The organism is Labrenzia sp. 5N, assembly GCF_012395805.1.
Classification (GTDB): domain Bacteria; phylum Pseudomonadota; class Alphaproteobacteria; order Rhizobiales; family Stappiaceae; genus Roseibium; species Roseibium algicola.
The window spans coordinates 1-22,628 of record NZ_JAAZTM010000018.1; the positions used below are offsets into that span (position 1 = coordinate 1).

Annotated in this window: 22 protein-coding genes and 1 pseudogene; 10 read left to right on the forward strand and 13 right to left on the reverse strand. The window is 57.8% G+C overall.

All coding sequences use genetic code 11. From position 1 onward, the window contains the following. Positions 1 to 66: 66 nt before the first annotated feature. From HEP89_RS19425 to HEP89_RS19435, 3 genes are all read right to left on the reverse strand, one after another. Entirely contained in the window at positions 67 to 681 is a 615-nt protein-coding gene (locus HEP89_RS19425) for a transglutaminase-like cysteine peptidase (RefSeq protein WP_031269305.1), read from the reverse strand. 439 nt (positions 682 to 1,120) lie between these two features. Beyond that, positions 1,121 to 1,756: a PilZ domain-containing protein gene (locus HEP89_RS19430; RefSeq protein WP_055654833.1), complete on the reverse strand. Its 636-nt coding sequence runs from the start codon at positions 1,754 to 1,756 to the stop codon at positions 1,121 to 1,123. Positions 1,757 to 2,124: 368 nt separating this feature from the next. Continuing rightward, positions 2,125 to 2,772 carry a PAS domain-containing protein gene (locus HEP89_RS19435; protein ID WP_168692832.1) on the reverse strand — a complete coding sequence of 216 codons (648 nt, stop codon included), beginning with the start codon at positions 2,770 to 2,772 and terminating at the stop codon, positions 2,125 to 2,127. Between the two features lie 555 nt (positions 2,773 to 3,327). Between HEP89_RS19435 and HEP89_RS19440 the strand changes: the two genes are divergently transcribed. Continuing rightward, positions 3,328 to 4,116 (forward strand): rhomboid family intramembrane serine protease, encoded by a 789-nt coding sequence (locus HEP89_RS19440; RefSeq protein ID WP_055654831.1) that lies wholly within the window; start codon positions 3,328 to 3,330, stop codon positions 4,114 to 4,116. Positions 4,117 to 4,396: 280 nt separating this feature from the next. Continuing rightward, entirely contained in the window at positions 4,397 to 4,828 is a 432-nt protein-coding gene (locus tag HEP89_RS19445; RefSeq protein ID WP_023001082.1) for a CBS domain-containing protein, read from the forward strand. A gap of 55 nt (positions 4,829 to 4,883) precedes the next feature. Here the strand turns inward: HEP89_RS19445 and HEP89_RS19450 are convergent, their stop codons facing one another. From HEP89_RS19450 to folE, 8 genes are all read right to left on the reverse strand, one after another. Further along, the gene (locus HEP89_RS19450; RefSeq protein ID WP_031269311.1) at positions 4,884 to 5,531 is read right to left on the reverse strand and encodes a cytochrome c3 family protein; all 648 of its coding nucleotides are present in this window, start codon (positions 5,529 to 5,531) and stop codon (positions 4,884 to 4,886) included. Continuing rightward, positions 5,531 to 6,001: a nitrate reductase cytochrome c-type subunit gene (locus HEP89_RS19455; protein ID WP_023001084.1), complete on the reverse strand. Its 471-nt coding sequence runs from the start codon at positions 5,999 to 6,001 to the stop codon at positions 5,531 to 5,533. The genes HEP89_RS19450 and HEP89_RS19455 overlap by 1 nt, the downstream gene beginning before the upstream one ends. A gap of 8 nt (positions 6,002 to 6,009) precedes the next feature. Next, positions 6,010 to 8,505: a periplasmic nitrate reductase subunit alpha gene (gene napA / locus HEP89_RS19460; protein WP_168692841.1), complete on the reverse strand. Its 2,496-nt coding sequence runs from the start codon at positions 8,503 to 8,505 to the stop codon at positions 6,010 to 6,012. Beyond that, positions 8,502 to 8,786, reverse strand: coding sequence for a chaperone NapD (locus HEP89_RS19465; RefSeq protein ID WP_075282457.1), 285 nt, complete (start codon positions 8,784 to 8,786; stop codon positions 8,502 to 8,504). Before HEP89_RS19465 ends, napA begins: the two co-directional genes overlap by 4 nt. Continuing rightward, positions 8,783 to 9,298 (reverse strand): ferredoxin-type protein NapF, encoded by a 516-nt coding sequence (gene napF / locus HEP89_RS19470; protein WP_168692842.1) that lies wholly within the window; start codon positions 9,296 to 9,298, stop codon positions 8,783 to 8,785. Before napF ends, HEP89_RS19465 begins: the two co-directional genes overlap by 4 nt. 4 nt (positions 9,299 to 9,302) lie before the next feature. Beyond that, entirely contained in the window at positions 9,303 to 9,458 is a 156-nt protein-coding gene (gene napE, locus HEP89_RS19475) for a periplasmic nitrate reductase, NapE protein (protein WP_023001088.1), read from the reverse strand. Positions 9,459 to 9,664: 206 nt separating this feature from the next. Then, complete coding sequence (hisI, locus tag HEP89_RS19480) at positions 9,665 to 10,120, reverse strand: phosphoribosyl-AMP cyclohydrolase (RefSeq protein WP_031269315.1); 456 nt, start codon at positions 10,118 to 10,120, stop codon at positions 9,665 to 9,667. A 42-nt stretch (positions 10,121 to 10,162) separates the two neighbouring features. Continuing rightward, positions 10,163 to 10,798, reverse strand: coding sequence for a GTP cyclohydrolase I FolE (gene folE, locus HEP89_RS19485; RefSeq protein ID WP_023001090.1), 636 nt, complete (start codon positions 10,796 to 10,798; stop codon positions 10,163 to 10,165). Positions 10,799 to 11,086: 288 nt separating this feature from the next. Between folE and HEP89_RS19490 the strand changes: the two genes are divergently transcribed. The 3 genes and pseudogenes from HEP89_RS19490 to HEP89_RS19500 all read left to right on the forward strand — a co-directional run bounded on the left by HEP89_RS19490 (position 11,087) and on the right by HEP89_RS19500 (position 13,776). Next, positions 11,087 to 11,539: an iron-sulfur cluster assembly scaffold protein gene (locus HEP89_RS19490; protein WP_023001091.1), complete on the forward strand. Its 453-nt coding sequence runs from the start codon at positions 11,087 to 11,089 to the stop codon at positions 11,537 to 11,539. 59 nt (positions 11,540 to 11,598) lie between these two features. Further along, positions 11,599 to 11,907: a membrane protein insertion efficiency factor YidD gene (yidD, locus tag HEP89_RS19495; RefSeq protein ID WP_168692843.1), complete on the forward strand. Its 309-nt coding sequence runs from the start codon at positions 11,599 to 11,601 to the stop codon at positions 11,905 to 11,907. Between the two features lie 78 nt (positions 11,908 to 11,985). Next, a pseudogene (locus HEP89_RS19500) lies at positions 11,986 to 13,776 on the forward strand (radical SAM protein). Here the strand turns inward: HEP89_RS19500 and HEP89_RS19505 are convergent. After that, positions 13,771 to 14,667, reverse strand: coding sequence for a DMT family transporter (locus tag HEP89_RS19505; RefSeq protein ID WP_168692844.1), 897 nt, complete (start codon positions 14,665 to 14,667; stop codon positions 13,771 to 13,773). The pseudogene HEP89_RS19500 and the gene HEP89_RS19505 sit on opposite strands and share 6 nt — an antisense overlap. A gap of 135 nt (positions 14,668 to 14,802) precedes the next feature. On the opposite strand from HEP89_RS19505, the gene HEP89_RS19510 reads away from it, so the two are divergent. The 5 genes from HEP89_RS19510 to HEP89_RS19530 all read left to right on the forward strand — a co-directional run bounded on the left by HEP89_RS19510 (position 14,803) and on the right by HEP89_RS19530 (position 21,159). After that, on the forward strand, positions 14,803 to 15,255 hold the full coding sequence (locus HEP89_RS19510; RefSeq protein WP_152506358.1) for an Lrp/AsnC family transcriptional regulator: 453 nt from the start codon (positions 14,803 to 14,805) through the stop codon (positions 15,253 to 15,255). A gap of 147 nt (positions 15,256 to 15,402) precedes the next feature. Beyond that, entirely contained in the window at positions 15,403 to 16,587 is a 1,185-nt protein-coding gene (locus tag HEP89_RS19515) for a GNAT family N-acetyltransferase/peptidase C39 family protein (RefSeq protein ID WP_208997699.1), read from the forward strand. Positions 16,588 to 16,591: 4 nt separating this feature from the next. Continuing rightward, entirely contained in the window at positions 16,592 to 18,058 is a 1,467-nt protein-coding gene (locus HEP89_RS19520; protein ID WP_023001096.1) for a RimK family protein, read from the forward strand. Positions 18,059 to 18,196: 138 nt separating this feature from the next. Then, a complete protein-coding gene (gene thrS, locus HEP89_RS19525) occupies positions 18,197 to 20,167 on the forward strand; it encodes a threonine--tRNA ligase (protein WP_023001097.1) in 1,971 nt (656 codons plus the stop codon). A gap of 143 nt (positions 20,168 to 20,310) precedes the next feature. Continuing rightward, a complete protein-coding gene (locus tag HEP89_RS19530; RefSeq protein WP_023001098.1) occupies positions 20,311 to 21,159 on the forward strand; it encodes a lysophospholipid acyltransferase family protein in 849 nt (282 codons plus the stop codon). 48 nt (positions 21,160 to 21,207) lie between these two features. Here the strand turns inward: HEP89_RS19530 and HEP89_RS19535 are convergent, their stop codons facing one another. After that, the gene (locus HEP89_RS19535) at positions 21,208 to 22,236 is read right to left on the reverse strand and encodes a hypothetical protein (RefSeq protein ID WP_023001099.1); all 1,029 of its coding nucleotides are present in this window, start codon (positions 22,234 to 22,236) and stop codon (positions 21,208 to 21,210) included. Between the last annotated feature and the right edge of the window lie 392 nt (positions 22,237 to 22,628).

Here is a 22,628-nt window from a genome sequence, read left to right on the forward strand (position 1 = left end):
ACCCTCCCCATCCGTACCACGACCGGATCGTCCTAGAGGCCGGCTGAAGCCGGACCAATCCCAATCCTAGTTGGACACGCTACTGACAGTCGTCACGCGCGTGTCTGCAATACCTGTCCACTGCACGGGCGAGCTGGCGGACTGGCGTTTGATGTAACGGTAGGGTGTCGAATACCAGGGCAGCACCGCCTCGATCTGGTTGTCGAGGATCATGTCGCCATGGTCCGTACGTACCGTCAGAACGGCATGACCCGAGTTCTGGGTATCTTTTGCAACAGTGATCAGAAGGGCGCTTTTCGGCCAGCCGGCTTCGATCAGGACCCGTTGCTTTTCAAGGACGTATTCTTCGCAGTCACCGTATCCGTTTACCGGATAGGTCCAGTATTCTTCCTGGCCGAACAGGTCCTGGTCGGTCATAGGATGAATCCGGCGATTGACTTCCTTGTTGATTGCAATGAGTTCGTTCCAGCGGGCTTCGTCAAGCTTCACGACAACCGGCTTGTATGTTTCCTTCGGACAAGCCGAGACGTTGTCACGGCAGAACTGGTCATAGCCGACGGGTGCCTTGACAACCATTTGCATGTCCATGAAGCGGCCGGGTTCCGCCTGTGCAACCGATCCCATGACGGTGCAAGACAGCAACATTGCAGATGCGAGTAGAGTTCTGTGAAGTAATTTCATCGTAACGCCCTCCCCAAGGCTGACGCAACGATGACTCAATGATTTTTAATTGGAGAAAATCTCCAAAGTAAAACTGTATTTGTATTTTATGAGTGTTTGAGTTTCTTTTTATCGTTATTTGAATTTACTTTAATTCAAGTTGGAAGAAAATTTTCGTAAAATTTGATGCATCCTCCAGAAGTCATTGAATTAGCGAGAAATTGGTGTTTTTCGAATGGTGGCAATCGGTTTTCAATCGCCTGGTTTTCGGTCTGGAGCGGGCCTTGTGCCCGTCCTCAAGGGTGAGAAAAGGGCATGAAAGTTTTTTGATTTTTTTGGATCTGGCCACCAGAAAAGAAACGCGACTACCCGGAAAATTGCGCAGAAACGAAAAGACCCGGCAAAAAGCCGGGCCTGTCTGAATGGTTTTAAGCACTTGCGATTGATGAGAAAGCTAAAGTCAGCTTTCCTCTGGTGCCGATATGTGATGTTCCAGCAATTCGCGGCTTTGAACAGCAGCAAATTCGACGGCTATGCCACCTTCGATGCGGCGAATGACACGTGCATGCATCTTGCCGAGCGTGATGGCGTCGCCCATCTCCGGCACGATGTCCGTGGCGATGGCCGCGCCGGACAGGGATACGTCTATGATGCGGCAGACATGTTCCGAACCGTCCGGCAGGATCATCTTCGTCATCGGGTTTTTGGGCACGAAGCGGTCGTGGCGGCGGTCTTCGGGAAGATTGAGTTCGTCCCGGTTCGCAAGCCACGTCAAAACATTGGCGATCTTGTCGCGTTTGCGGACAGTATTGCGCAGTTCAACCGCAAAGCCACCATCGATCAGGCGGGAAATCCTGCCTTCGACGCGGCTCAGGTGGTCAAGATAGGCAATCACGCGTTCGCCGACCCTGCCGGTGACCGGTGTAATCATGGCCATGCCGCCAGGCGACATGTCGATAACCTGACAAGGATATTCGCGCCGATCTTCAAGCATGAAGCGGCCCAGTATATTGACCTGGACCCGTTGATGGCGCCGGCGGTCAGTGACTTGAAGCGATCTGCTTCCTTCGGTTGCTGTTGCCACTCCGGCGCTCATGCCTGTTCTATCCAAAACGGTGCGCAAATCGCATTGTCCCCGGCTGAGATGCGATTCAAAAGACGTCTTTCAAAGCACTTTAGGTAGCTGGGGTTAACGATGTGTAAGAGTGTAGCTCAGAAGGCGCACAGGTCCAGACTTGTGATCGATAAAAATGCGGGTACGGCCGTGATGTTCGGAATTCGAGTGCTCTCTGGCGAGAAAGCACAATAACGCGAGAGTAAAAATCCGGAAGGAAGGACTTCTTTTCAGCTGAATAGAGGCCGCAAATCAGCCGGTGCCGAACATGAATTCGGGCCAGCTGATTCTCGGCCGGCCCGATTTCGCAGGTGAACAGGGATGTTACCAGACTTGCTATGTTGTGCGGGTCAGGACTTGCCGCCGGAATAGACGGTCAGATGTCCGACCTTGCGCTCCGCACCGTTCGGCAGGGGCGGTGTCGGCATGGCGATGCCCTCGGCGGTAAAGCGCGGCAGGATCGGGTTGAGCGTGGAAGCAGGGGAATCCACGAAATAGGGACGCTCGTCCGGCCAGACCAGGCGCAGGCTGCTGATCGACTGGCTCAAAATGGGATGCAGGCCGATCCAATAGGGTTTTTCCATCGGGGTACAGCTTCCCAGGACACGGATCCTGCCTTCACCTGGAACATTCAGCGGTACCAGCAGCATTTCCATCTGCAGGATCTGTCCGCGTTCCGTATGGCCGTTGATGCCGATCACGGCCGCGGCCGCATCTTCGGTGATGGCGGCGATCAGGCTTTCCAGGGCTTCACGGTCTTTCACGCTCCAGCCGCGCAGGAAGTTGCGGCCCTTGAGTTCCCGGCAATGTGCGGAACACAGACGTGTGCCGGCAAGGCGGTAGCGAACGTCCCTCGAACCGTTCGTCTCCAGAATGAAGGTGTCACCAAGAAGGCCGCGGATCTCACCCGGATCGACTTCACTGCGGTTCGGTGCAGGACGGGCGCCGCGAAGATTGTCCCAGTAGTTGTAAAGAGTTTGCGTTACGCCGTGTTTCATCTGGTTCGCCTCTTTGCCATTCTTGCGCCCGGTGTTTCGTCTCAAGACAGTTCTTGTTTCAAAACGGGACGAAAATGCTTCCCTGTTGGTTTTTGACCTTTACAAAGCAGGGCGCGTGCCAAGTGCTTGTTGGCGCGAAAGCTTGAGAGGCGGTCAGAAATTAAGGTTAATTTTCGGTAAAGCTTGTATTGGGGGCAGTTGCCTGTCAGCTTAACACTCAGTTCACATAGACAGCGGGTGGGAGGAACCTGTTGTTGCAGGTCAGGCCGCGGGCCGATAGGTACAGCCGCCAAGAGCTGCCTCGGTAAAACAAGCGCCGGCCAGAGTGAACAACTGTCCTGAACGGGCGTCGTGGGGACGCGACCGGTTTTGGGGGGCATCGCAAAGCGCTGGTCACCTTTAGGTGGCCGGCGCTTTGTATTTTCAGGCTTTTTGGGGATTGTGACCGGTGAAGTCGAAGTCACTATTTCCCGGTTTCGCATGTTCTGGCGGTCGAACCACTCTTGTTTTGTCTTCGATCTGGCTTAGAAGAAAGACAGGAAAGGCAGAGGGTCCATGAACGTTTACCGCATTGATGAAGAACGCGCCCGGCGCGAAAAAGCCCAGAAGGAACAACCTCCCCAACGGCCGTCCGGTCCGCCCGTATTCAATCTGCCCGGGATCATCGTCTGGCTTGGCGGTATCCTGATTGCGATCCATGTTCTGCGTGTGATGGTCCTTCCGGCAAACCTGGACAATCTGATCATCGAACTTTTTGCATTCTGGCCGGTAAAATATGCCTATCTCGGCAGTCTGCCGCCTTTTGATCTTCTCTCCAGCCTCTGGGCCTTCGTCACTTATAGCCTGCTGCATGGTGGCGCCATGCACATCATCTTCAACCTGCTCTGGATGGCGATTTTCGGCAGTGCAGTTGCCAGGCGGTTTGGTGTGGGCCGGTTTCTGCTGTTTTCGGCGGCCTGTTCCGTTGGCGGGGCGCTGGCTCATCTTGCCACCCATTGGGGGGAAGGGGCGCCGATGATCGGTGCATCCGCCGCCATTTCCGGCCAGATGGCTGCGGCCATTCGCTTCGTTTTCGAGCGTGGTGGCCCGCTGGGTGCGATCCGCAGCAACGATCCGACAGCCTATTTCGTACCGGCGCAGCCGCTTGCGGAATGCCTTCGCAATCAACAGGTTCTGGTTTTTGTCGCGGTATGGTTCGGGCTCAATCTGTTCTTCGGTCTGATGAGCGGTCCCGTTGCGGGACAGCCGGCAAGTGTTGCCTGGCAAGCTCATATTGGTGGATTTGTCGCCGGACTTGCCCTGTTCCCGCTGTTTGACCCCGTGCCGCAGCGGCGGAATTCCTGACGCGGAGCGAAAGTGCGTTCAAGACGCAAGGTCAACAGTTTGCGCGATCTGATTTTTTTGCCATGATACCAGACGACTGGAGGTCGTCCTGTCGGATTCGAATGGACGTCCGGCCCCAGTCGGTGCGAAAGTGGTCGAGCAGCTGGAACATCTCCTTCCGGAGACCGGCTGGCAGACTACATTAAGGTCGATCAACTATTGACGTTTGATCGCTTCCGATTGAGCGTCGGTTGATCTGGTCCGGTAAAACGGACCGATTGATGCCATGGGAGGTGATTGAATGACCGTAGCCGCTATCCTGAGTGGGAAAGGCCACGATATTATCACAGCGCGCAGCGACGCGTTGCTCAGCGAAATTTGTGAAACCCTGGCAAAACACAAGATCGGTGCCGTGGTCGTTTCCGACAAGGAAGGTGCCGTTGACGGCATTGTGTCAGAGCGGGACATCGTTCGCGTGGTCGGTACGCAAGGCGTGTCGGCGCTGAAAACACCGGTTTCCGGTGTCATGACCAAGAACGTGGTTACCTGCTCCGAAGAGAACAACATCAACGAAGTCATGGCTCGCATGACACAGGGCAGGTTCCGCCATATGCCGGTCGTGAAGGACGGCAAGCTGACCGGTGTGATCTCCATCGGCGACGTCGTGAAGTTCAAGATTGCGCAAGTTGAACTCGAAGCCGAGCAGATGCGCAGCTACATTACGATGGCCTGACGTGAAAAAAAAGGCTGGCTTGTCAGCCAGCCTTTTTGTTTCGACGTGTGATTTATCAATCTTGCCGTGTTGCCAGAAACGCGGTGGCTTCCTTCAGCATCTTTTCGGGTTTTTCCCCGTGCCATGCCGACTGGGACATGTCCGGCAAGCGATGTGCAATGCCCTTGTGGCAATCGATGCAGGTCTTTTCACCCGTGAACAGGAAGCGTTGGTGTGCCTCAGAAGCCCTTCCGCTCTGACGGGTTATGTCCATGGAATCGGCGGAATGGCAGTTGCGGCATTCCAGAGAATTGTTCGCCTTGAGCCGGGCCCATTCGTGCTGGGCCAGTTCAAGCCGGTGTTCCAGAAACTTTTCCCGCGTATTGATCGTCCCGAAGATCTTGCCCCAGACCTCCTTTGAGGCCTGCATCTTGCGGGCGATCTTGTCTGTCCATTCATGGGGGACATGACAATCCGGGCACGTGGCTCTCACGCCCGAGCGGTTGGAGTAGTGGATTGTCGTTTTAAGCTCGGCAAAGACGTTGTCGCGCATCTCGTGACAGCCCGTGCAGAACTTCTCGGTATTGGTTAACTCCAGCGCGGTGTTGAAACCACCCCAGAAAATTATGCCCATGATGAAGCCGCCGAGGGTCAGAAAGCCGAGGCTGTAGTGCACGCTCGGGCGGCGGATGGTGGTCCAGAGCCTTTTGAGGAAGGCCAGCATCATTTGGCCCCCTCTTTGGATTTCACATATTCGAGCACTTCATCGACATCGACAAAGTCGTTCTCGACCAGAGGCCGGGCGTCGGTCTGCGGCACGTGGCACTGATTGCAGAAGTACCGCCGGGGTGTGACGGACGCCAGGAACTGGTTGTCCCGGTTCATGAAATGCGTGATCGACACCATTGGCGCCTGGCTGACTTCAATGGCTGTACGAGAATGACAGCTCAGGCACTTGTTGGAGTTCTTGTCGATCTGATAGCCCTCGATCGTGTGAGGGATCAGCGGTGGCTGCTCGGGATAGTTCCGCACCTGGCGAATGTCGGAGTTCACCGGCTTTGGCATGGGGGCAGGCGTCCCGTTTTCCGCCAACGGCGTTGCGGGGCGCATGGTGGCGATGTGTTCCTGGGCGGCTGCGGCAGCTGCGGCAACCAACAGGGCGGCGCAGGCAAGGCCGATTGCAAAGCGTTTCATGGCTCACCTCACACTGCTTCTACGCGCACGGCGCATTTCTTGAAATCGGTCTGCTTCGACAGCGGATCGGTCGCGTCCAGCGTGACCTTGTTGATCAACTGGCGGGCATCGAACCAGGGCACGAAAATCAGCCCCTTGGGCGGTTTGTTGCGGCCTCTGGTTTCGACGCGGGTAAGAATTTCCCCACGTCTGGATTTGATGCGCACTTCCGCACCGCGCCTCAAACCTAGAGCCTCGGCATCGTCCGGATGCATGTAGCAGAGGGCATCGGGCACGGCCTTGTAGAGTTCAGGCACGCGCTGCGTCATCGATCCGGAGTGCCAGTGCTCCAGAACCCGGCCGGTGGACAGCCAGAAGGGATACTCCTTATCCGGGCTTTCCGCGGGCGGTTCGAAGGGCAGGGCGAAGGCGACCGCCTTGCCGTCCGGTTTCCCATAGAAATCGAACGCGGCTCCCTCTTTCACATATGGGTCGTATTTGCCGTTGTAGCGCCAGCGGGTTTCCTTGCCGTCCACCACGGGCCAACGGAGCCCGCGCACCTGGTGGTAGGTGTCGAAATCCGCCAGATCGTGGCCGTGTCCGCGACCGAACTGGGCGTATTCCTCAAACAGGCCTTTCTGGATGTAGAAGCCGAACTCGTCGGATTCGCGGTTTTCGTAGTCTTCCGCCCGCTCGCTGTTGGGGAAGGCGTTGACGTTGCCGTTTTCGAACAGAACTTCGTACAGCGTCTTTCCCTTGTAATCGGGATTGTCGGCCAGAAGCTCGGGCGGCCAGACTTCGTCTGTTGTGAAACGTTTGGAAAACTCAACCAGCTGCCACAGGTCGGACATCGCCCCTTCCGGTGCGTCGACGAGCTGGTGCCAGAACTGGGTGCGGCGCTCGGCGTTGCCGTAGGCACCTTCCTTTTCCACCCACATTGCGGTCGGCAGCACAAGGTCGGCGGCTTCTGCCGTCACAGTCGGGTAGGCATCGGAAACGACGATGAAGTTTTCCGGATTGCGATATCCGGGCAGGCCTTCTTCCATCATGTTCGGGGCGGCCTGCATGTTGTTGTTGACCTGCACCCAGTAGCAGTTGATTTCGCCGTCCTTGAGTTTCCGGTTCTGCAGAACGGCATGTGCACCGATCCATTCAGGAACGGTTCCTGCCGGCAGTTTCCAGATCTTTTCGGCTGTTGCCCGGTGCTCCGGATTTGAAACCACGAGGTCGGCAGGCAGGCGGTGAGCGAAGGTGCCGACTTCCCGGGCGGTACCGCAGGCAGACGGCTGGCCGGTCAGGGAGAAGGGGGAATTGCCGGGTTGGGCAATTTTACCGGTCAACAGGTGGATGTTGTAGATGAGGTTGTTCATCCACACACCGCGGGTATGCTGGTTGACGCCCATGGTCCAAAGGGACATCACCTTGGTGTCCGGATCTGCGTAAAGCTCAGCGATCTGCAGAAGCCGCTCCTTTGAAACTCCGGACTTCTCCGCTGCAAAATCCAGAGTATAGGGTTTCACGAATTCGGCGAATTCCTCGAGAGACATCGGCTCGGAATCGCCACTGCCGGCATTCGCTGCAGCGGCTTCAAGCGGATTTTCCGGTCGCAAGCCATAGCCGATGTCCTGTGCGCCTTTCCGGAAATTGACGTGGTTTGACACGAACTCCTCGTTGACCGCGCCGGACTGGATGATGTGGTTCGCAATATAGTTGGCGATGATCAGGTCCGTCTGGGGAACGAATACGCCGGGAATGTCCGCCAGATCGAAGCTGCGATGTTCGAAGGTGGAAAGCACGGCAACCTTGACATGGGGATGGCTAAGGCGCCGGTCGGCGATCCTGGTCCACAGGATCGGGTGCATCTCGGCCATGTTGGAGCCCCAGAGCACAAAGGCGTCGGCGTTTTCAAAGTCGTCGTAGCAGCCCATGGGCTCGTCAATGCCGAAGGCACGGATGAACCCGACGACCGCAGACGCCATGCAGTGGCGAGCGTTGGGGTCGATATTGTTGGAGCGGAAGCCGGCCTTCATCAGCTTGGAAGCCGCATACCCCTCCCAGACTGTCCATTGGCCCGAGCCGAACATGCCGACAGCCTTCGGGCCCTTGGCCTTCAGTGTCGCCTTCCATTTCTCGGCCATAATGTCGAACGCTTCGTCCCAGGACACGGGTTCGAAGTCGCCGTCCTTGTCGAACTTGCCGTTCTTCTTGCGCAGGAGAGGTGTGGTCAGCCTGTCCTTGCCGTACATGATCTTCGACAGGAAGTAGCCCTTGACGCAGTTGAGGCCCCGGTTCACCTCCGCTTCAGCGTCGCCGTGGGTTGCAACCACGCGTCCGGCCTTGGTCGCGACCATGATGGAGCAGCCGGTGCCGCAGAAGCGGCAGGCAGCCTTGGACCACTTCAGGTCGGTCAGATGCGCATGGGTAACAAGGTTCTGTGCGGCCGCAGGCACGGGGAGTCCCGCTGCCGCGGCGGCGGCCGCCACAGCCTGCGCCTTGATGACATCACGTCTGCTAATTCCGCTCATTGTGTGTCTCCTTGAAGGGAGGTCGGTGCCGCCTCGGGCGTACCGTCTGTCTGGTGGTAAACAAGGGAGGCGCTCACAACGCCGGTGAGCAGCTGGATATCCGTGAGAGCCTGTACGATTTCCGCTTCGTTCGCGGTTTCCAGTGTCACGATCAGGCGTCCCTGATCATCGGAATGGGCGATCTCGGCGCCGCCGAGTGCAAGAACATCCCGCTCGACATCGGATATCGCTTCGGTCCGCGCATGAACGAGAAGACTGGCTATATGGACTGTTGTGCTCATGCTGTCTGGGCATCCTCTTTGGGATGGACAATGGCCAGTGCATCCTGCGGACAGACTGGGAGACAGGCTCCGCAGCCCGTGCAGGCATCTGTTTCGATGCGAAGCCGGCCAAAGGGGCGTTTGGTGAGATCTATGCGGATTGCCGAAGTGGGGCAGATATCCCGGCACACCTGGCAGGCAATGCCGTGATCCTGCAGGCAACCCGGCTGAAATTCAGCCTTCATCGGCCAGGCCGGCGTGCGCTTCGTGTCAAAGACGTCCTGTGCGCAGGCATCTGCGCATTTGCCGCAGAAAGTACATTCGCCGCCGTCGAAGACAACTTCCGGCTTCCCGGTGTCGTCCGGCCTCAAGATGGATTCGAGGCAAGCTTCGCTGCAGGCGTTACAGCTTGTGCAACGCGCAGCAACCAGGGCTTCGTCCGTCCAGGGTGGGCGAAGTCTCTGGATCTCCGGTTGGCTGGGCAGTTTCAGGAACGCTCTGCGGCTGGCCGAAAAATGAGGGTCGGGTGACATGGGATCAGCCCGTCGGCGGCCCAAGGACCAGCTGTGACATCCAGATGATAAAGCCGTAACCGCCAACAATTGCGACGGAAAGCGCCGGGGCAAGCAAAACGGCCAACAGGATGAACGCAATCCGCTCGTCCCGTTTGCTTGGAACAGTGTTGTCCGCCATAGCCTCTCCCTCAGCTTGCGGTCGATAGGGAATCAGGCACGGGGTTTTGATCTTGTTGTTCGCGCCTAGTGGAAACTTAGGCACAAGAGAGAGGGTGGAGATATACGGGATACTACTTAAAATTTTGTTTCAAGAATTCGAAAGTTAATATGTTTCAATGGCTTGCGGATAAGCCCCGCTCAAAGCTGGAGGCTCTACTGCCGGGCTCAACCCTTGCCGTAAACTTCGTCGGGATCATAGACCCTCTCGGTTTCCACGCGCTCCAGACGCACAGACCCATCGTCACCTTTGATGGTTTTACGATAAAAACAAGAGCGATATCCCACATGGCAGGTTGCGCCATTGCCGGCAACCGAAACCTTCAGGACCAGGGCGTCCTGGTCGCAATCGGTCAGGATTTCATGCACGGTCTGGATCTGGCCGGAGGTTTCGCCCTTCTTCCAGAAGCTCTGGCGAGAACGGCTCCAGTACCAGGCCTCGCCGGTCTCGATCGTCCGCTTCAGGGCCTCGGCGTTCATGTAGCCAACCATGAGCACTTCGCCTGACGCCACATCGGTGACGACAGCCACAATCAGGCCGTCCCGGTCAAACTTCGGCATCATCAGATCGCCGTTTTCGACCGTTGCCTTGTCGCCGCGCTCAGTCAGGTGGGTATTGCACATGGGAGGAAAGCCCTTGTCGTCATTAACGCAAGGGCTGAAAACTCAGAGACCCTTGCCGCGTACCAGAGACATGAATTTCGCCTGTTCGGCGGGATCGTCCTGGAATACGCCGGTAAACTGGGTGGTGATCGTGGAAACACCGGGTTTCTGGACACCGCGCATGGTCATGCACTGGTGTTCGGCTTCCAGCATCACGGCCAGGCCACGCGGGGCCAGAGCGTCGTCAATGACCGATGCGATCTGCGCAGTCAAGTTTTCCTGCGTTTGCAGACGCTTGGCGTAGATGTCGACAACGCGTGCCAGTTTGGAAAGACCAACGACGCCTTCTGCCGGGTAATAGGCGATATGAGCTTCGCCGATGAAAGGCAGCATGTGGTGTTCGCAATGGGAATGGAACGGGATGCCGCGCACAAGGACGATATCCTTGTAGCCGCCAACATCTTCGAACGTCCTTGCAAGATGCTCTGCCGGATCTTCGAAGTAGCCACTGTAAAGCTGGCTCAGTGCCTTGACCACGCGCTTCGGTGTTTCCACCAGACCTTCGCGGTCCGGGTCGTCGCCGGTCCAGGCCAGAAGCGTGCGCACCGCAGCTTCCGCTTCTTCACGGCTTGGCCGATGCAACTGATCCGGTGACTTTCTTTCGAAGGTTTTTTCTACCGGCTTGAGGACAGCGTCCATGGGGATCCTCGCAATTTTACCCTTGTCACTCGTCATACGGCGCCCGCTGGTGCACAGATCAGAAGGTTCGGGCTTTTCAAGCCGCGGACCCTTATCATACTCCAGGCAAAAAGCGAACGCACAGTTTCTGAGCGGGAGGAGCCGGTTTCTAGCGTGCAAACGTCATGCGAAAGACCAACTGCGACCACTCTGCCCCTTGCGAATTTGCCGTGGCGTCTGATGTATATATATGAAAGCAGTGCGCCATCAATGTGTCGCGCATCACAGGCATTCACGAAGAGGCGAGTTATGCTCGACGACATTTATAACGCGAAGATCCTTGAATTCGCCGGAAATATCCCACGGATCGGCCGTCTCGAGCATCCGGACGCAAGCGCAAAAGCTCATTCCAAATTGTGTGGCTCCACCGTCATTGTCGACCTTTCCATGAAGGACGGCGTCGTCACGGATTTTGCTCACGACGTCAAAGCCTGCGCGCTTGGCCAGGCGTCTTCGTCAATCATGGCTCGAAATATCATCGGCGCGCGCGCAGATGAGTTGCGCGAAGTGCAGCAAACCATGCGCGCCATGTTGAAGGAAGGCGGCGAGGCCCCCACAGGCCGCTTCGAAGACCTGAAGTTTCTGGAACCGGTTCGCGAATACAAGGCGCGCCATGCCTCGACGCTATTGACCTTTGATGCCGTTGTCGACGCGCTCGACCAGATCGAGGCAAAAGCCAAGGAAGACAGCGCGGTCGCGTGACCGCAGTTCTGCGTCCCATGTGTTCTTGCCATAACGAACCGCGAAAGCCGGATGGCCGATTGTCACCAATCGGATATGCAGCGATTGGGCTTATCTGGCTTTACCGCCATTCCCTGTCGCTCTTCATGGGGCGCACCTGCCGCTACGCGCCGACTTGCTCCGATTACACCGAGCAATCCATTCGCCGCTTCGGCTTTTGGGCCGGGGGGTGGGTTGGCCTGTCCCGGGTTCTTCGGTGTAATCCCTGGGGTGCCTCCGGTTTTGACCCGGTTCTCGACACCTTGCCGCCAGATGCGCACTGGTTTTTGCCCTGGCGTTACGGTCACTGGACCGGCAAGCACATACCGCCGGAACATCGTCTGGACTAATCGCTCCTCTGATCTGTTGTTGACCCAACGTCAGGTTGGTGCAACGCTTGCCTCTCATGCCAGAAGGCGGAGGGAAGAATGAGCGGACGCGACTTCCATTTCGTGATGATCAAGCCGACCCATTACGACGACGACGGTTATCCGATCCAGTGGCTTCGCTCTGCAATTCCTTCCAACACGCTCGCCAGCTAGAACGGGCTCGCAGAAGCGGCCCGCAACCGTCTGGTTCTTGGGAAGGATGTCCGCATCCATCTTCATACCTACGATGAAACCAACAAGCGGGTTCGTCCGGAAAAGATTGCCCGGGATATCCAAAAAGCAGGCGGAAAGGCCCTGATCGCGCTGGTCGGGGTTCAGTCAAACCAGTTTCCCCGGGCGACCGACCTTGCCCGCAGGTTTCTAGGTCTTGGTCTGCCGGTTGCCATCGGCGGATTTCATGTCTCCGGCTGCATATCCATGCTGGATGAAATGCCGGAAGAGATGGTTCGGTTGCAAAAGGAAGGTGTCGTCTATTTTGCCGGCGAGGCCGAGGACGGGCGGTTGGACGATGTCTTCCGCGATGCCTTTTCCGACGACCTGAAGCCGCTTTACAATTTCATGGCGGACTTGCCGTCGCTGGAGGGCGAGCCGACCCCGATCCTGCCCACCCGGCACATTCGCTTCACGGCCGGATCGCATTCCAGCTTCGATCTTGGCCGCGGTTGCCCGTTCCAGTGTTCCTTCTGCACCATCATCAACGTGCAAGGTCGCAAGAGCCGGTTTCGTTCCGCCGACGATCTGGAGCAGATCATTCGCGATAACGTTGAACAGGGGATCGACCGTTTTTTCATCACCGACGACAATTTCGCCCGCAACCGGGAATGGGAGCCGCTGTTCGACCGCTTGATCCAGCTTAGGGAGCAGGAGAGTTTCGACATCAAGTTCATCATCCAGGTGGACACGCTCTGTCACCGGATTGACGGTTTCATCGAGAAGGCGACGAGGGCAGGGGTCAACCGGGTCTTCATCGGGCTGGAAAACATCAATCCGGACAATCTCATGGCCGCAAAGAAGCGGCAGAACAAGATCACCGAATACCGGGAGATGCTGCAGAAATGGCGGGCCCACGGGGCAACCACCTATGCCGGTTACATCATCGGTTTTCCGGCGGATACCAAGGCGTCGGTCCTGCATGATGTCGAGATCATCAAAAAGGAGCTTCCGCTCGATCTGCTCGAGTTCTTTTATCTGACGCCGCTTCCGGGATCCGAAGATCACAAGGTGCTTTCAAGCAAAGGCATCTGGATGGATCCAGACCTCAACAAGTACGATCTCAATCACCGGGTGAGCCATCACCCGAAAATGAGCGATGAGGATTGGGAGGAGGCCTACCGGCAGGCCTGGGCAAGCTACTATTCGGATGGTCACATCGAAACGGTGCTGCGCAGAGCCGCGGCGCACCGCAAGGGGCGTCCGGGCAACAAATTGTTCCTGATGATGTGGTTTAAGCTGATGGTTGAACGCGAAGGCGTTCATCCGCTTGAGGGCGGTTATTTTCGCCTGAAATTCCGCACAGACCGACGCGGTGGGCTGCCGCTTGAAAATCCGCTGGTGTTCTATCCGCGGTATCTTGCCGAAATCGTCGCCAAACATTGGGTCTATCTATCTGCCGTCAGGCGGGTTTACCGGATCTACCGGAGGGTCAAGGCATCGCCTGACAGGCGGACGTATTCCGATCTTGCCATTGCCCCGATGAACCGGAGCGAAGAAGAGGATCTGGCGATGATCCGGGAAACACGAGGCGGCGCGGAAGCGGTTGCCAAACAGCTTCGCGATGCCGCGCTTTCGAAGGCCGGGAAAGACCGTGCGAAGGCAGCTTCAGCCCTATGATGGAGAGGCCGTAGCCTTGCGCCGAAGCAGCCGCCAGCCGAAGGTCATGCCCATTGCGGCAATGATGATCGCAGCCGCTCCGACAAGCTGCAGCGGTTTCAGCTGATGGCCGAAGGCTACATAGTCGACAAGGATCGCCACCACCGGATAAATGAAGGAAAAGGCACCTTGCAGATAGGTCGGCAGCTTCTGCACAGCGCCATACATGAGGATATACATCAACCCCGTGTGAACAGCGCCAAGCGTGACAAGCGAGCCCCAGGCCATTGTACCTTCCGGCAGAGCGTTCCAGCTGACGAAGGGGGCAAGCATCAGGATGCCGACACAGACCTGTACCAGGGCGATCAGCTGTGGAGGCGTTCCCGTCAGCTTCTTGGTCAGCAGGGCTGCGACAGCCCAGAAAAAGGCAGCGCCGAGCGAGAGTGCTATGCCGAGTGCATAATCTGAACCGGCATATTCGACAGCGCCGGGTTTTGCCTGGACGATCAGCAGGACACCGGCAAAGGCAATGACCAGCCAGCCGAGCTTGTTGACGGTGATCCGTTCTCCCAGAAACAGAATGCCGAAGCCGACCAGGATGAACGGCTGGGTATTGTAGACAGCAGTTGCCACGCCGATGGATGCTTCGGAATAGGCAGTGAAGAGCATTGCCCAGTTCACCACGATGGCAACGCCCCCTACGGCGGCAACGGCCAGTTTCTTCCAGGTCAGGTGCCGGCGGAGTAGGCCCTGGGCAGAACAGATGACAAGCAGCGCCAACGCACCGAAGGCGCAGCGCCAGAACACAACGTCGATGGCTCCCTGGCCGGAAAGGACCACGAAAAGTCCTATCGTTCCCAGAATGGTCATGGCGGCGGTCATTTCGGTGGCGCCGCGCAATGTCTTGTCCATTTTTGCCTCCAAGCGTTTCAGGATGGTTCTCATTCTGCCAAGGAGATGGATGCGAGTACTTTTGATAAATCAACAGAAGCTGATATTGTTTTGTGAAATGTAAGCTTATCTGCCGATTGGTGTTTCGAAATGAAGATGGATGAGACGGATATCAAGATCGTTGAAGCCTTGATTGACGACGCGCGCATGTCGTTGAAAGACCTGGCCACTCACGTGGGATTGTCGTCGCCCGGTGTTTCGGAGCGGATCCGCCGTCTGCAGGAGCGCGGCGTCATTCGCGGTTTTACAGTGGATATTGATCCGAAGGTGCTTGGCTACAGTCTGCAGGCGATCGTGCGCATTCGACCACTGCCTGGAAAGCTGCACATCGTGCAGCAACTCATTCAGGAAATTCCCGAGTTTTGCGAGTGCGACAAGGTCACGGGAGAAGACTGTTTCGTCGCCCGACTTGCCATTCCTTCCATCGATCAGCTCGACGGAATTCTGGACCGGATTTCGGACAAGGCGGAAACCAGCACCTCGATTGTCAAATCCCAGCCGATCCGCCGCCGTCCGCCGCCCTTGGCTGTGGCTGAGAAGGCCTCTTGAGGCCTGCGTTTCCGGGCCGTTAAGGCCTGAATGCAAAATGTGTTGCCGCAACGAAAATTCTCAAAGACAGCACCTGCAAATCGGTGTATTCCGCAAAGGCCGCCGACCGGTCCGTGCAGTCTCTAAACTGCCTCAGGGCCGTCGCCAATGTTGGATGGAGACCGGGTGCGGCGCACCGGCCTTTGGGTCTTTCAAGGCACCATGGACAAGGCTTCGCCCCAGGCCGAAACCGGGGATATTCTCATTCGCACTGCCGAGCCCGGCGATCTCGCCGAACTATTTCGCATTGAAAACGCCGCCTTCGCCGGAGATCGCATTTCCCGGCGAAGCTTCAGGCGATTTCTGGAGAGCCCTCGCGCACGCCTTTTGGTCGCAACCGGTCCAGACGGGTTGGTTGGGTACGCGCTGCTGCTCTTGCGCCAGGCAACCGCGCTGGCGCGGCTCTATTCGCTTGCTGTGGATCCGGCCTGCCGGGGGCAGGGGCTTGGCGCAAAGCTGCTGGAAGCGTCCGAAGTTGCCGCTTTCGACAGCGATCGCATTGTGCTGCGGCTTGAAGTGCGTGCGGACAATGAGGCGGCCATCGCACTCTATCAGCGCAGCGGCTACCGGATGCTGGGCAGGGTAGAGGCCTATTACGAGGATGGCTGCGCAGCGTTGCGCATGGAAAAGCTGCTCCATGGTCCGGTGCTGGGCACCGGCAACGCGCCTTATTACTCGCAGACAACCGAATTCACCTGCGGCCCGGCCTGTGCACTGATGGCGGCCCGGCATTTCGACCGGTCGGTTCCGGCAGAGCCCTTGACGGAACTCACCCTCTGGCGGGAGGCAACGACAATCTATCTCGCCTCCGGTCATGGCGGCTGCGGTCCCTTCGGCCTGGCCAATGCGCTTGCACGGCGCGGGCTTTCGGTCGAGGTCAGGCTGTTTCCCGACGAACTCCTGTTTCTCAATTCGGTTCGGAACCCGGAAAAGCGCAAGGTTCTGACCCTGGTACAGGAAGGCTACCGATCGGAAGCCGCGCAGCTTGGTGTTGCCCGTTCGGAAACCCCCTTGGAGGCAACAGCACTGGCGACCGAGATATCAGCCGGTACGCTCGCGATCGTGCTCATTTCCGGCTACCGCATGTTCGGCCAGAAAGTGCCACATTGGGTGCTTGTGCATGATGCGGACGATCGCCACCTCATCATTCATGACCCGTGGCTTGAGCGCGAGCGCCATGAAAGTCCGGCAGATGCTGCCAATCTTCCCATTCCCTTTGCCGAATTCGACCGCATGGCCCGCTGGGGCCGCAGCGCGGTACGTGCCCAAATCCTGATACGAAAGGACGCCTGATCCAATGTCTTCCTGGGTCATTCTGGTCGACAACCTCAAAGACCTCTCCAACACGGAAACGCCGCACAAGGTCATGACCGTGCGGGAGTATCTGACGCACCCGAAACTGTTTACCGGTGCCAAGCCGACCATTCTCAACCTGTCGCGCTCCTACGCTTATCAGGGGGCAGGCTATTACGCGTCGCTTCTGGCTGAAGCACGCCAGCACCGCGTGGTGCCGGTTGTCGAGACGATGATCGAACTGTCCCGCAAGCAACTCTATCAGCATGCCTTGCCGGAGCTTGAAGACCGGCTGAACCGCTGCCTTCGCAAGATGGCACCGGAGGCCGCTGGTGCGGTCTCTCGGCTGCTGATCTATCTCGGTCAGGTTGGCGACCCTGCACTTGAACCCTTCGCGCGGCTCTTGTTCGACTGGTTCCGCGCACCTGTGCTGGAGGTACTGCTGGAAGAGGGCGAATGGCGCAGCATCAAACGCATCCGGGTTCTGGCGGTAAATGACCTTGAGGCGGAAGAGCGCGCGCAATTTCTGGCAGCGGTGGAAAGCTATACGACACGTCCCTGGCGGGCGCCGAAACAGCGCGCACTGATGAAGTACGCGATGGCTGTTCTGTCCGATCCCAAGGAAGAGTTGCCGCCATCCTCCATCGCCTCTCTGAAGCACATGGCCAAGGTGGCGGCGCGCCACGGGGTTGAAGTCGTGCCGATCGGCAAGGGTGATCTCGACAAGCTGGCGCAGTATGATGCGCTGTTCATTCGCGAGACCACCAACATCGACAATCACACCTACCGCTTTGCCCGGCGCGCCGTGCAGGAAGGCATGCCGGTGATCGACGATCCGGTGTCGATGATCCGCTGTACCAACAAGGTCTATCTGACCGAGCTTCTGGCAAGTCATGGCATCGCGACGCCCAAGACCATCGTCCTGTCCTCCCTGAAGGAGGCGGGTGACCTGGAAGCCAAACTCGGCTCTCCAATCGTTCTGAAGATCCCTGACGGTTCCTTCAGCCGTGGCGTGTTCCGGGTGACGGGCGCTGAACCCATCAAGGAGAAGCTGAAAGAGCTTTTCCAGGAAAGCGCCATCCTGCTTGCGCAGGAATACTGCCCGACGGACTTTGACTGGCGCATCGGTGTGCTGGACGGAGAACCGCTGTTCGCCTGCCAGTATCTGATGGCCAAGAAACACTGGCAGATCGTGCGGCACGAGACCGGCAAGAAGGCCGTCGAAGGCGGGTTCAAGACAGTTTCCATGGCCGAAACACCGCCAGCAGTGATCGATATCGCGGTTCGGGCTGCGCGGCTTATCGGTGATGGTCTTTACGGCGTCGATCTGAAAGTGATCGGCGAGCGGGTGGTGGTCATCGAGATCAACGACAATCCCAATCTCGATCACGGGGTTGAGGATCTTGCCGAAAAGGACGCTGTCTGGGATCAGCTTATCCGTTGGTTCGTACGCCGCCTGGAGGCGCGCTAGGGCAACACCGCCGGCCAAATCAAGGGAAATGCTTCGGAAAAGGTTGCCGGATTAGTTTGAATCCCGTATGCCCGGCCCGTTCCATTTCCTTTGAACAGCTTACCTGCCTTGTCTGCAGGAGTGAGCAGGAGAAAACCGATGATTGAACTTACTTTCCCCGACAATTCCGTGCGCGAATACGCGGCAGGCACCACCGGTCTCGCCGTCGCCGAAGGCATTTCCAAGTCGCTGGCCAAAAAGGCTGTGGCGATGGCTCTCGACGGGGAACTGAAAGATCTCACCGACCCGATCAGCGGCAATCACCAGATCGAGATTGTCACCCGCGACGACCCGCGCGCCCTTGAACTGATCCGCCACGATGCGGCCCACGTCATGGCCGAAGCCGTGCAGGAACTTTGGCCCGGTACCCAGGTGACCATCGGTCCGGTGATCGAAAACGGCTTTTACTACGACTTCAAGCGCGTTCACCCGGACACGGGCGCCGACTGGCCGTTCACGCCGGAAGAGCTGCCGGTTATCGAAAAGAAGATGCGCGAGATCATCGGCCGCGGTGCGCAGTTCACCAAGGAAGTGTGGAGCCGCGACGAAGCGAAGCGCTATTTCGCAGCCAAGGGCGAGGACTACAAGGTCGAGCTCGTTGATGCGATTCCGGAAGATCAGGAACTCAAGATCTACAAGCAGGGCCAGTGGCTGGACCTGTGCCGGGGTCCGCATATGGTCTCCACCCGGCAGATCGGCGATGCCTTCAAGCTGATGAAGGTGGCCGGCGCCTACTGGCGCGGCGACAGCAACAACGAAATGCTGACGCGCATCTACGCAACGGCGTGGCACAGCGAGAAGGAGCTCAAAGCCTACCTTCACATGCTGGAAGAGGCCGAAAAGCGCGACCACCGCAAGCTGGGCCGGGAAATGGACCTGTTCCATTTCCAGGAAGAAGGCCCGGGTGTAGTCTTCTGGCACCCGAAGGGCTGGGACATGTTCCAGAGCCTGATCGCCTACAAGCGCCGGGTTCTGAAGGACACCTACAAGGAAGTGAACGCACCGCAGGTGCTGCACACGTCGCTTTGGGAAACTTCCGGCCACTGGACCTGGTACAAGGAGAACATGTTCTCCGTGCAGTGTGCCGATCCGGAAGCCGAGGACGAGCGTGTCTTCGCGCTGAAGCCGATGAACTGCCCCGGGCACGTACAGATCTTCAAGCACGGGCTGAAGAGCTACCGCGATCTGCCGATGCGCCTTGCCGAGTTCGGTGCGGTGCACCGCTACGAACCGTCTGGTGCTCTTCACGGTCTTATGCGCGTGCGCGGCTTCACCCAGGACGATGCCCATGTGTTCTGTACCGAAGAGCAGATGGCGGATGAGTGTCTCAAGATCAACGACCTGATCCTGTCTGTGTATGAAGACTTCGGCTTCGACGAGATCGTGGTGAAACTGTCCACCCGTCCGGAAAAGCGCGTCGGCACCGACGAGGCATGGGATCATGCCGAAGCGATCATGTCCGATGTGCTGAAGCAGATCGAAGCCCAGTCGGGCGGCCGGGTGAAGACCGACATCCTGCCGGGCGAGGGTGCTTTCTACGGTCCGAAGTTCGAGTACACCCTGCGCGATGCCATCGGCCGTGAATGGCAGTGCGGCACGACGCAGGTCGACTTCAACCTGCCGGAACGCTTTGGTGCCTTCTACGTCGACAAGGACGGCGAGAAGAAGACACCGGTGATGATCCACCGGGCGATCTGCGGGTCCATGGAACGGTTCCTGGGTATCCTGATCGAGAACTTCGCCGGTCACTTCCCGCTGTGGTTTGCGCCGCTGCAGATCGTGGTGGCAACGATCACTTCGGAAGCCGACGATTACGGCCAGGAAGTGGCGGATCTGCTCAAGGCGAAAGGCCTCAAGGTCGAGACCGATTTCCGCAATGAGAAGATCAACTACAAGGTCCGCGAACACTCGCTGGCCAAGGTGCCGGTGATCATCGTGTGCGGCATGCGTGAAGCCGAGGAGCGGACCGTGAACGTTCGCCGTCTCGGTTCCAAGGACCAGACCCCGATGGGCCTCGACGAGGCGATTGCAGCGTTCGTTGAAGAAGCGACGCCGCCAGACCTGAAGTAAGGTTTTCCCTGGCATTAAGGGAAAATCTGACAGCTTGCACATTGCCCTGGCATCAGGGCAATGTGCTGTCACAATCATGAAACAGGGTGTCTGGTATTGGGTTCCGGATTTGCCACCGTTTCATCAGGGTCAAGACGACTGCCGTGAACTACGCTGAATTCAGTTATGCCAATCCTGAGCATCCACCGCTGAAGCGTTGGACCATCCGCACCATTGAAGGTCTCTCCGGCCGGCGAAAGCTGGTCAACATCTACGAGGTGTGGAAGGAAACGATGGTCGGCACGTCCGACTATATCTGGAATGACCTTCTCGGCCTGATCAACCTCAACGTTTCGGTTGCAGATGGCGAATGGCCGCCGAAGGATCTGCCGGAAGGTCCACTGGTGCTTATCGCCAATCATCCCTACGGCATTGGCGATGGTCTAGCGATCCTGGCACTCGCGGAACAGCTTGGCCGCCCGTTCAAGATCCTGATCAACAACGAGTTGCTGAAGGTGCCGGAAGTCCGGCCGTTTTCGCTGCCGGTCGATTTCGAGGAAACCAAGGAAGCGCTCAAGACCAACATGGCCACTCGCAAGGAGGCTCTGCGCCTGCTGCAGGAAGGCACGACCATTATCGTTTTTCCTGGTGGTGGCGTGGCAACGGCTGCCAAGCCATTCGGCCGTGCGGAAGAACTGCCCTGGAAGACTTTCACGGCAAAAATGATCCGGTCTTCGAGAGCAACCGTCCTTCCGCTTTATTTCGACGGGCAGAATTCCTGGCTGTTCCACCTGGTCAGCAAATACTCGCTGACCCTTCGTCTGGCGCTGCTTGTGCGCGAGTTTCGCCGTATCCTCGGGTCTGTGATGACCGCACGCGCGGGCAGGGCAATCCCGTTCGAAACGCTTTCGGGATTTGGCGATCAGAAGGAGATCATGGATTTCCTGCAGACCAAGGTCATGGAGATGGCGCCGCCCACACGGACCCGGCGTTTGCTTGGCCGACGGCGTTAGACGTCGCTACCTGGTCAGATCTTAAAGTCGCCGGGAACACGGCGCAGGTCAGTTGTTGATGCTGGACTGCTGCTGGCTGGCCAGTTCGCTGATGGAAGTGACCACTTCAACTTCGCGATCTTCACCCGGTTCCACCTGGAACGTGTGCAGGTAGGTGCGGCCATTGTTGCGGGCGAGGGCTTCATATTCGCCTTCTGCCAGCACGAAATCAGGGAAGGCACCTGTCGCTTCGACCACGACGTCCCCCCCCGGGCTCAGGACGGACCACGTCGTGTTGGCAATTGCTTCGCCGCCACGTTCGTTGACCAGTTTGAGCGTGATACCGGCGGCCTTGTGGAAGATTGTCGCTTCAGTGAGCTTGCCCGGCAGCACCTGGATATCCGCCCGGACGACCGCGTTCACATCGCCGTATTTGCTGACAACATGATAGGTGTTGGCGCTGAGACGGAGAATGGAGCCCGGCTTGACGTTGCTGGCAATCAGGTTGCGTTCACCGCGCTGATTGAACTCCATGCCATAAAGATCGAAGGCCACGGCGCGCCCGTCGAGGTCTTCACCATCCTTGAGTGCCGCACCGAATTTGATGCCGCCCGCATTGAGCGTCACCATCTTCGACTGGACTTCCTTGCCGATGACGATGCGGTTGGTTGCCTGGGAGAAGCCGTAGGCGGTGTGAATCAGGTAGGTGCCCGGGTCGAGCCGGAATTCGGCATCACCGCCTTGAGACGTTGCAACAAGTTGCAGGCGCCCGTCGGCATTGGTCGTTTCCGAATAGATCCGCCAGATGAGCCCTTCGTTCAGCGGAGGGCTGTCGGGCGTCAGCTTTGCCATCAGGTATAGAGCGCCCTGCCGCAAGCCGCCCTTGATACCGGGGGATGATGCCCTGGCCGGCGCGTAGGGGACAAGCGTATCGGAAAAGAGGGGTTCCGGCTCGCGGTCGAGCAGGTTGATGATGGGTTCTTCAGGGGCAGCGGACGGTGCGTTCGGATCAGGTTTTTCTGCAGGGGCCGGCGGTACGTCAGATGTCTGCGCCAAGGTCGCAGGAGCAAGGCCCATCGAAAGGACGGCGCTCAGCATTATCGAAAATGCAGTGCATCTGACTGCACGCTTCAAAGCCGATTGGCCGGAGAGGGGGGCTGAATTCACCATGCCTACGTCGTTATCATTTTGACTCGCAGACTTTTACCAGTCTTTTGAGGCATTCGTCACCCGAAACTGACCTTGGAGATCCGGTCCGGTTTGCCTGGTGCAAGTGCACCGGTTGCAGGGTAACGACTATGTTTCTGTTTCCAGTGCGTTTTTTTGAATTCTCGGTGCAATCTGACCGATCACGGGCCAAGGACGATTTTCCCGAGATTCACCGCACTGCAGCGTTGTCCCTTAATGCGCCCGGAAATTGGGCAAATTCAAGACGCCGCGATCAAAGTTGACAATTACGGTCAATGAATTAGGTGGATCGTACGATTGCA

What these genes read in the sequence shown, in the direction of transcription:
- HEP89_RS19425 (WP_031269305.1), bottom strand. Translation starts at nt 681, where the DNA reads ATGAAATTACTTCACAGAACTCTACTCGCATCTGCAATGTTGCTGTCT.
- HEP89_RS19430 (WP_055654833.1), bottom strand. Translation starts at nt 1,756, where the DNA reads ATGAGCGCCGGAGTGGCAACAGCAACCGAAGGAAGCAGATCGCTTCAA.
- HEP89_RS19435 (WP_168692832.1), bottom strand. Translation starts at nt 2,772, where the DNA reads ATGAAACACGGCGTAACGCAAACTCTTTACAACTACTGGGACAATCTT.
- HEP89_RS19440 (WP_055654831.1), top strand. Translation starts at nt 3,328, where the DNA reads ATGAACGTTTACCGCATTGATGAAGAACGCGCCCGGCGCGAAAAAGCC.
- HEP89_RS19445 (WP_023001082.1), top strand. Translation starts at nt 4,397, where the DNA reads ATGACCGTAGCCGCTATCCTGAGTGGGAAAGGCCACGATATTATCACA.
- HEP89_RS19450 (WP_031269311.1), bottom strand. Translation starts at nt 5,531, where the DNA reads ATGCTGGCCTTCCTCAAAAGGCTCTGGACCACCATCCGCCGCCCGAGC.
- HEP89_RS19455 (WP_023001084.1), bottom strand. Translation starts at nt 6,001, where the DNA reads ATGAAACGCTTTGCAATCGGCCTTGCCTGCGCCGCCCTGTTGGTTGCC.
- napA (WP_168692841.1), bottom strand. Translation starts at nt 8,505, where the DNA reads ATGAGCGGAATTAGCAGACGTGATGTCATCAAGGCGCAGGCTGTGGCG.
- HEP89_RS19465 (WP_075282457.1), bottom strand. Translation starts at nt 8,786, where the DNA reads ATGAGCACAACAGTCCATATAGCCAGTCTTCTCGTTCATGCGCGGACC.
- napF (WP_168692842.1), bottom strand. Translation starts at nt 9,298, where the DNA reads ATGTCACCCGACCCTCATTTTTCGGCCAGCCGCAGAGCGTTCCTGAAA.
- napE (WP_023001088.1), bottom strand. Translation starts at nt 9,458, where the DNA reads ATGGCGGACAACACTGTTCCAAGCAAACGGGACGAGCGGATTGCGTTC.
- hisI (WP_031269315.1), bottom strand. Translation starts at nt 10,120, where the DNA reads ATGTGCAATACCCACCTGACTGAGCGCGGCGACAAGGCAACGGTCGAA.
- folE (WP_023001090.1), bottom strand. Translation starts at nt 10,798, where the DNA reads ATGGACGCTGTCCTCAAGCCGGTAGAAAAAACCTTCGAAAGAAAGTCA.
- HEP89_RS19490 (WP_023001091.1), top strand. Translation starts at nt 11,087, where the DNA reads ATGCTCGACGACATTTATAACGCGAAGATCCTTGAATTCGCCGGAAAT.
- HEP89_RS19505 (WP_168692844.1), bottom strand. Translation starts at nt 14,667, where the DNA reads ATGGACAAGACATTGCGCGGCGCCACCGAAATGACCGCCGCCATGACC.
- HEP89_RS19510 (WP_152506358.1), top strand. Translation starts at nt 14,803, where the DNA reads ATGGATGAGACGGATATCAAGATCGTTGAAGCCTTGATTGACGACGCG.
- HEP89_RS19515 (WP_208997699.1), top strand. Translation starts at nt 15,403, where the DNA reads ATGTTGGATGGAGACCGGGTGCGGCGCACCGGCCTTTGGGTCTTTCAA.
- HEP89_RS19520 (WP_023001096.1), top strand. Translation starts at nt 16,592, where the DNA reads ATGTCTTCCTGGGTCATTCTGGTCGACAACCTCAAAGACCTCTCCAAC.
- thrS (WP_023001097.1), top strand. Translation starts at nt 18,197, where the DNA reads ATGATTGAACTTACTTTCCCCGACAATTCCGTGCGCGAATACGCGGCA.
- HEP89_RS19535 (WP_023001099.1), bottom strand. Translation starts at nt 22,236, where the DNA reads ATGCTGAGCGCCGTCCTTTCGATGGGCCTTGCTCCTGCGACCTTGGCG.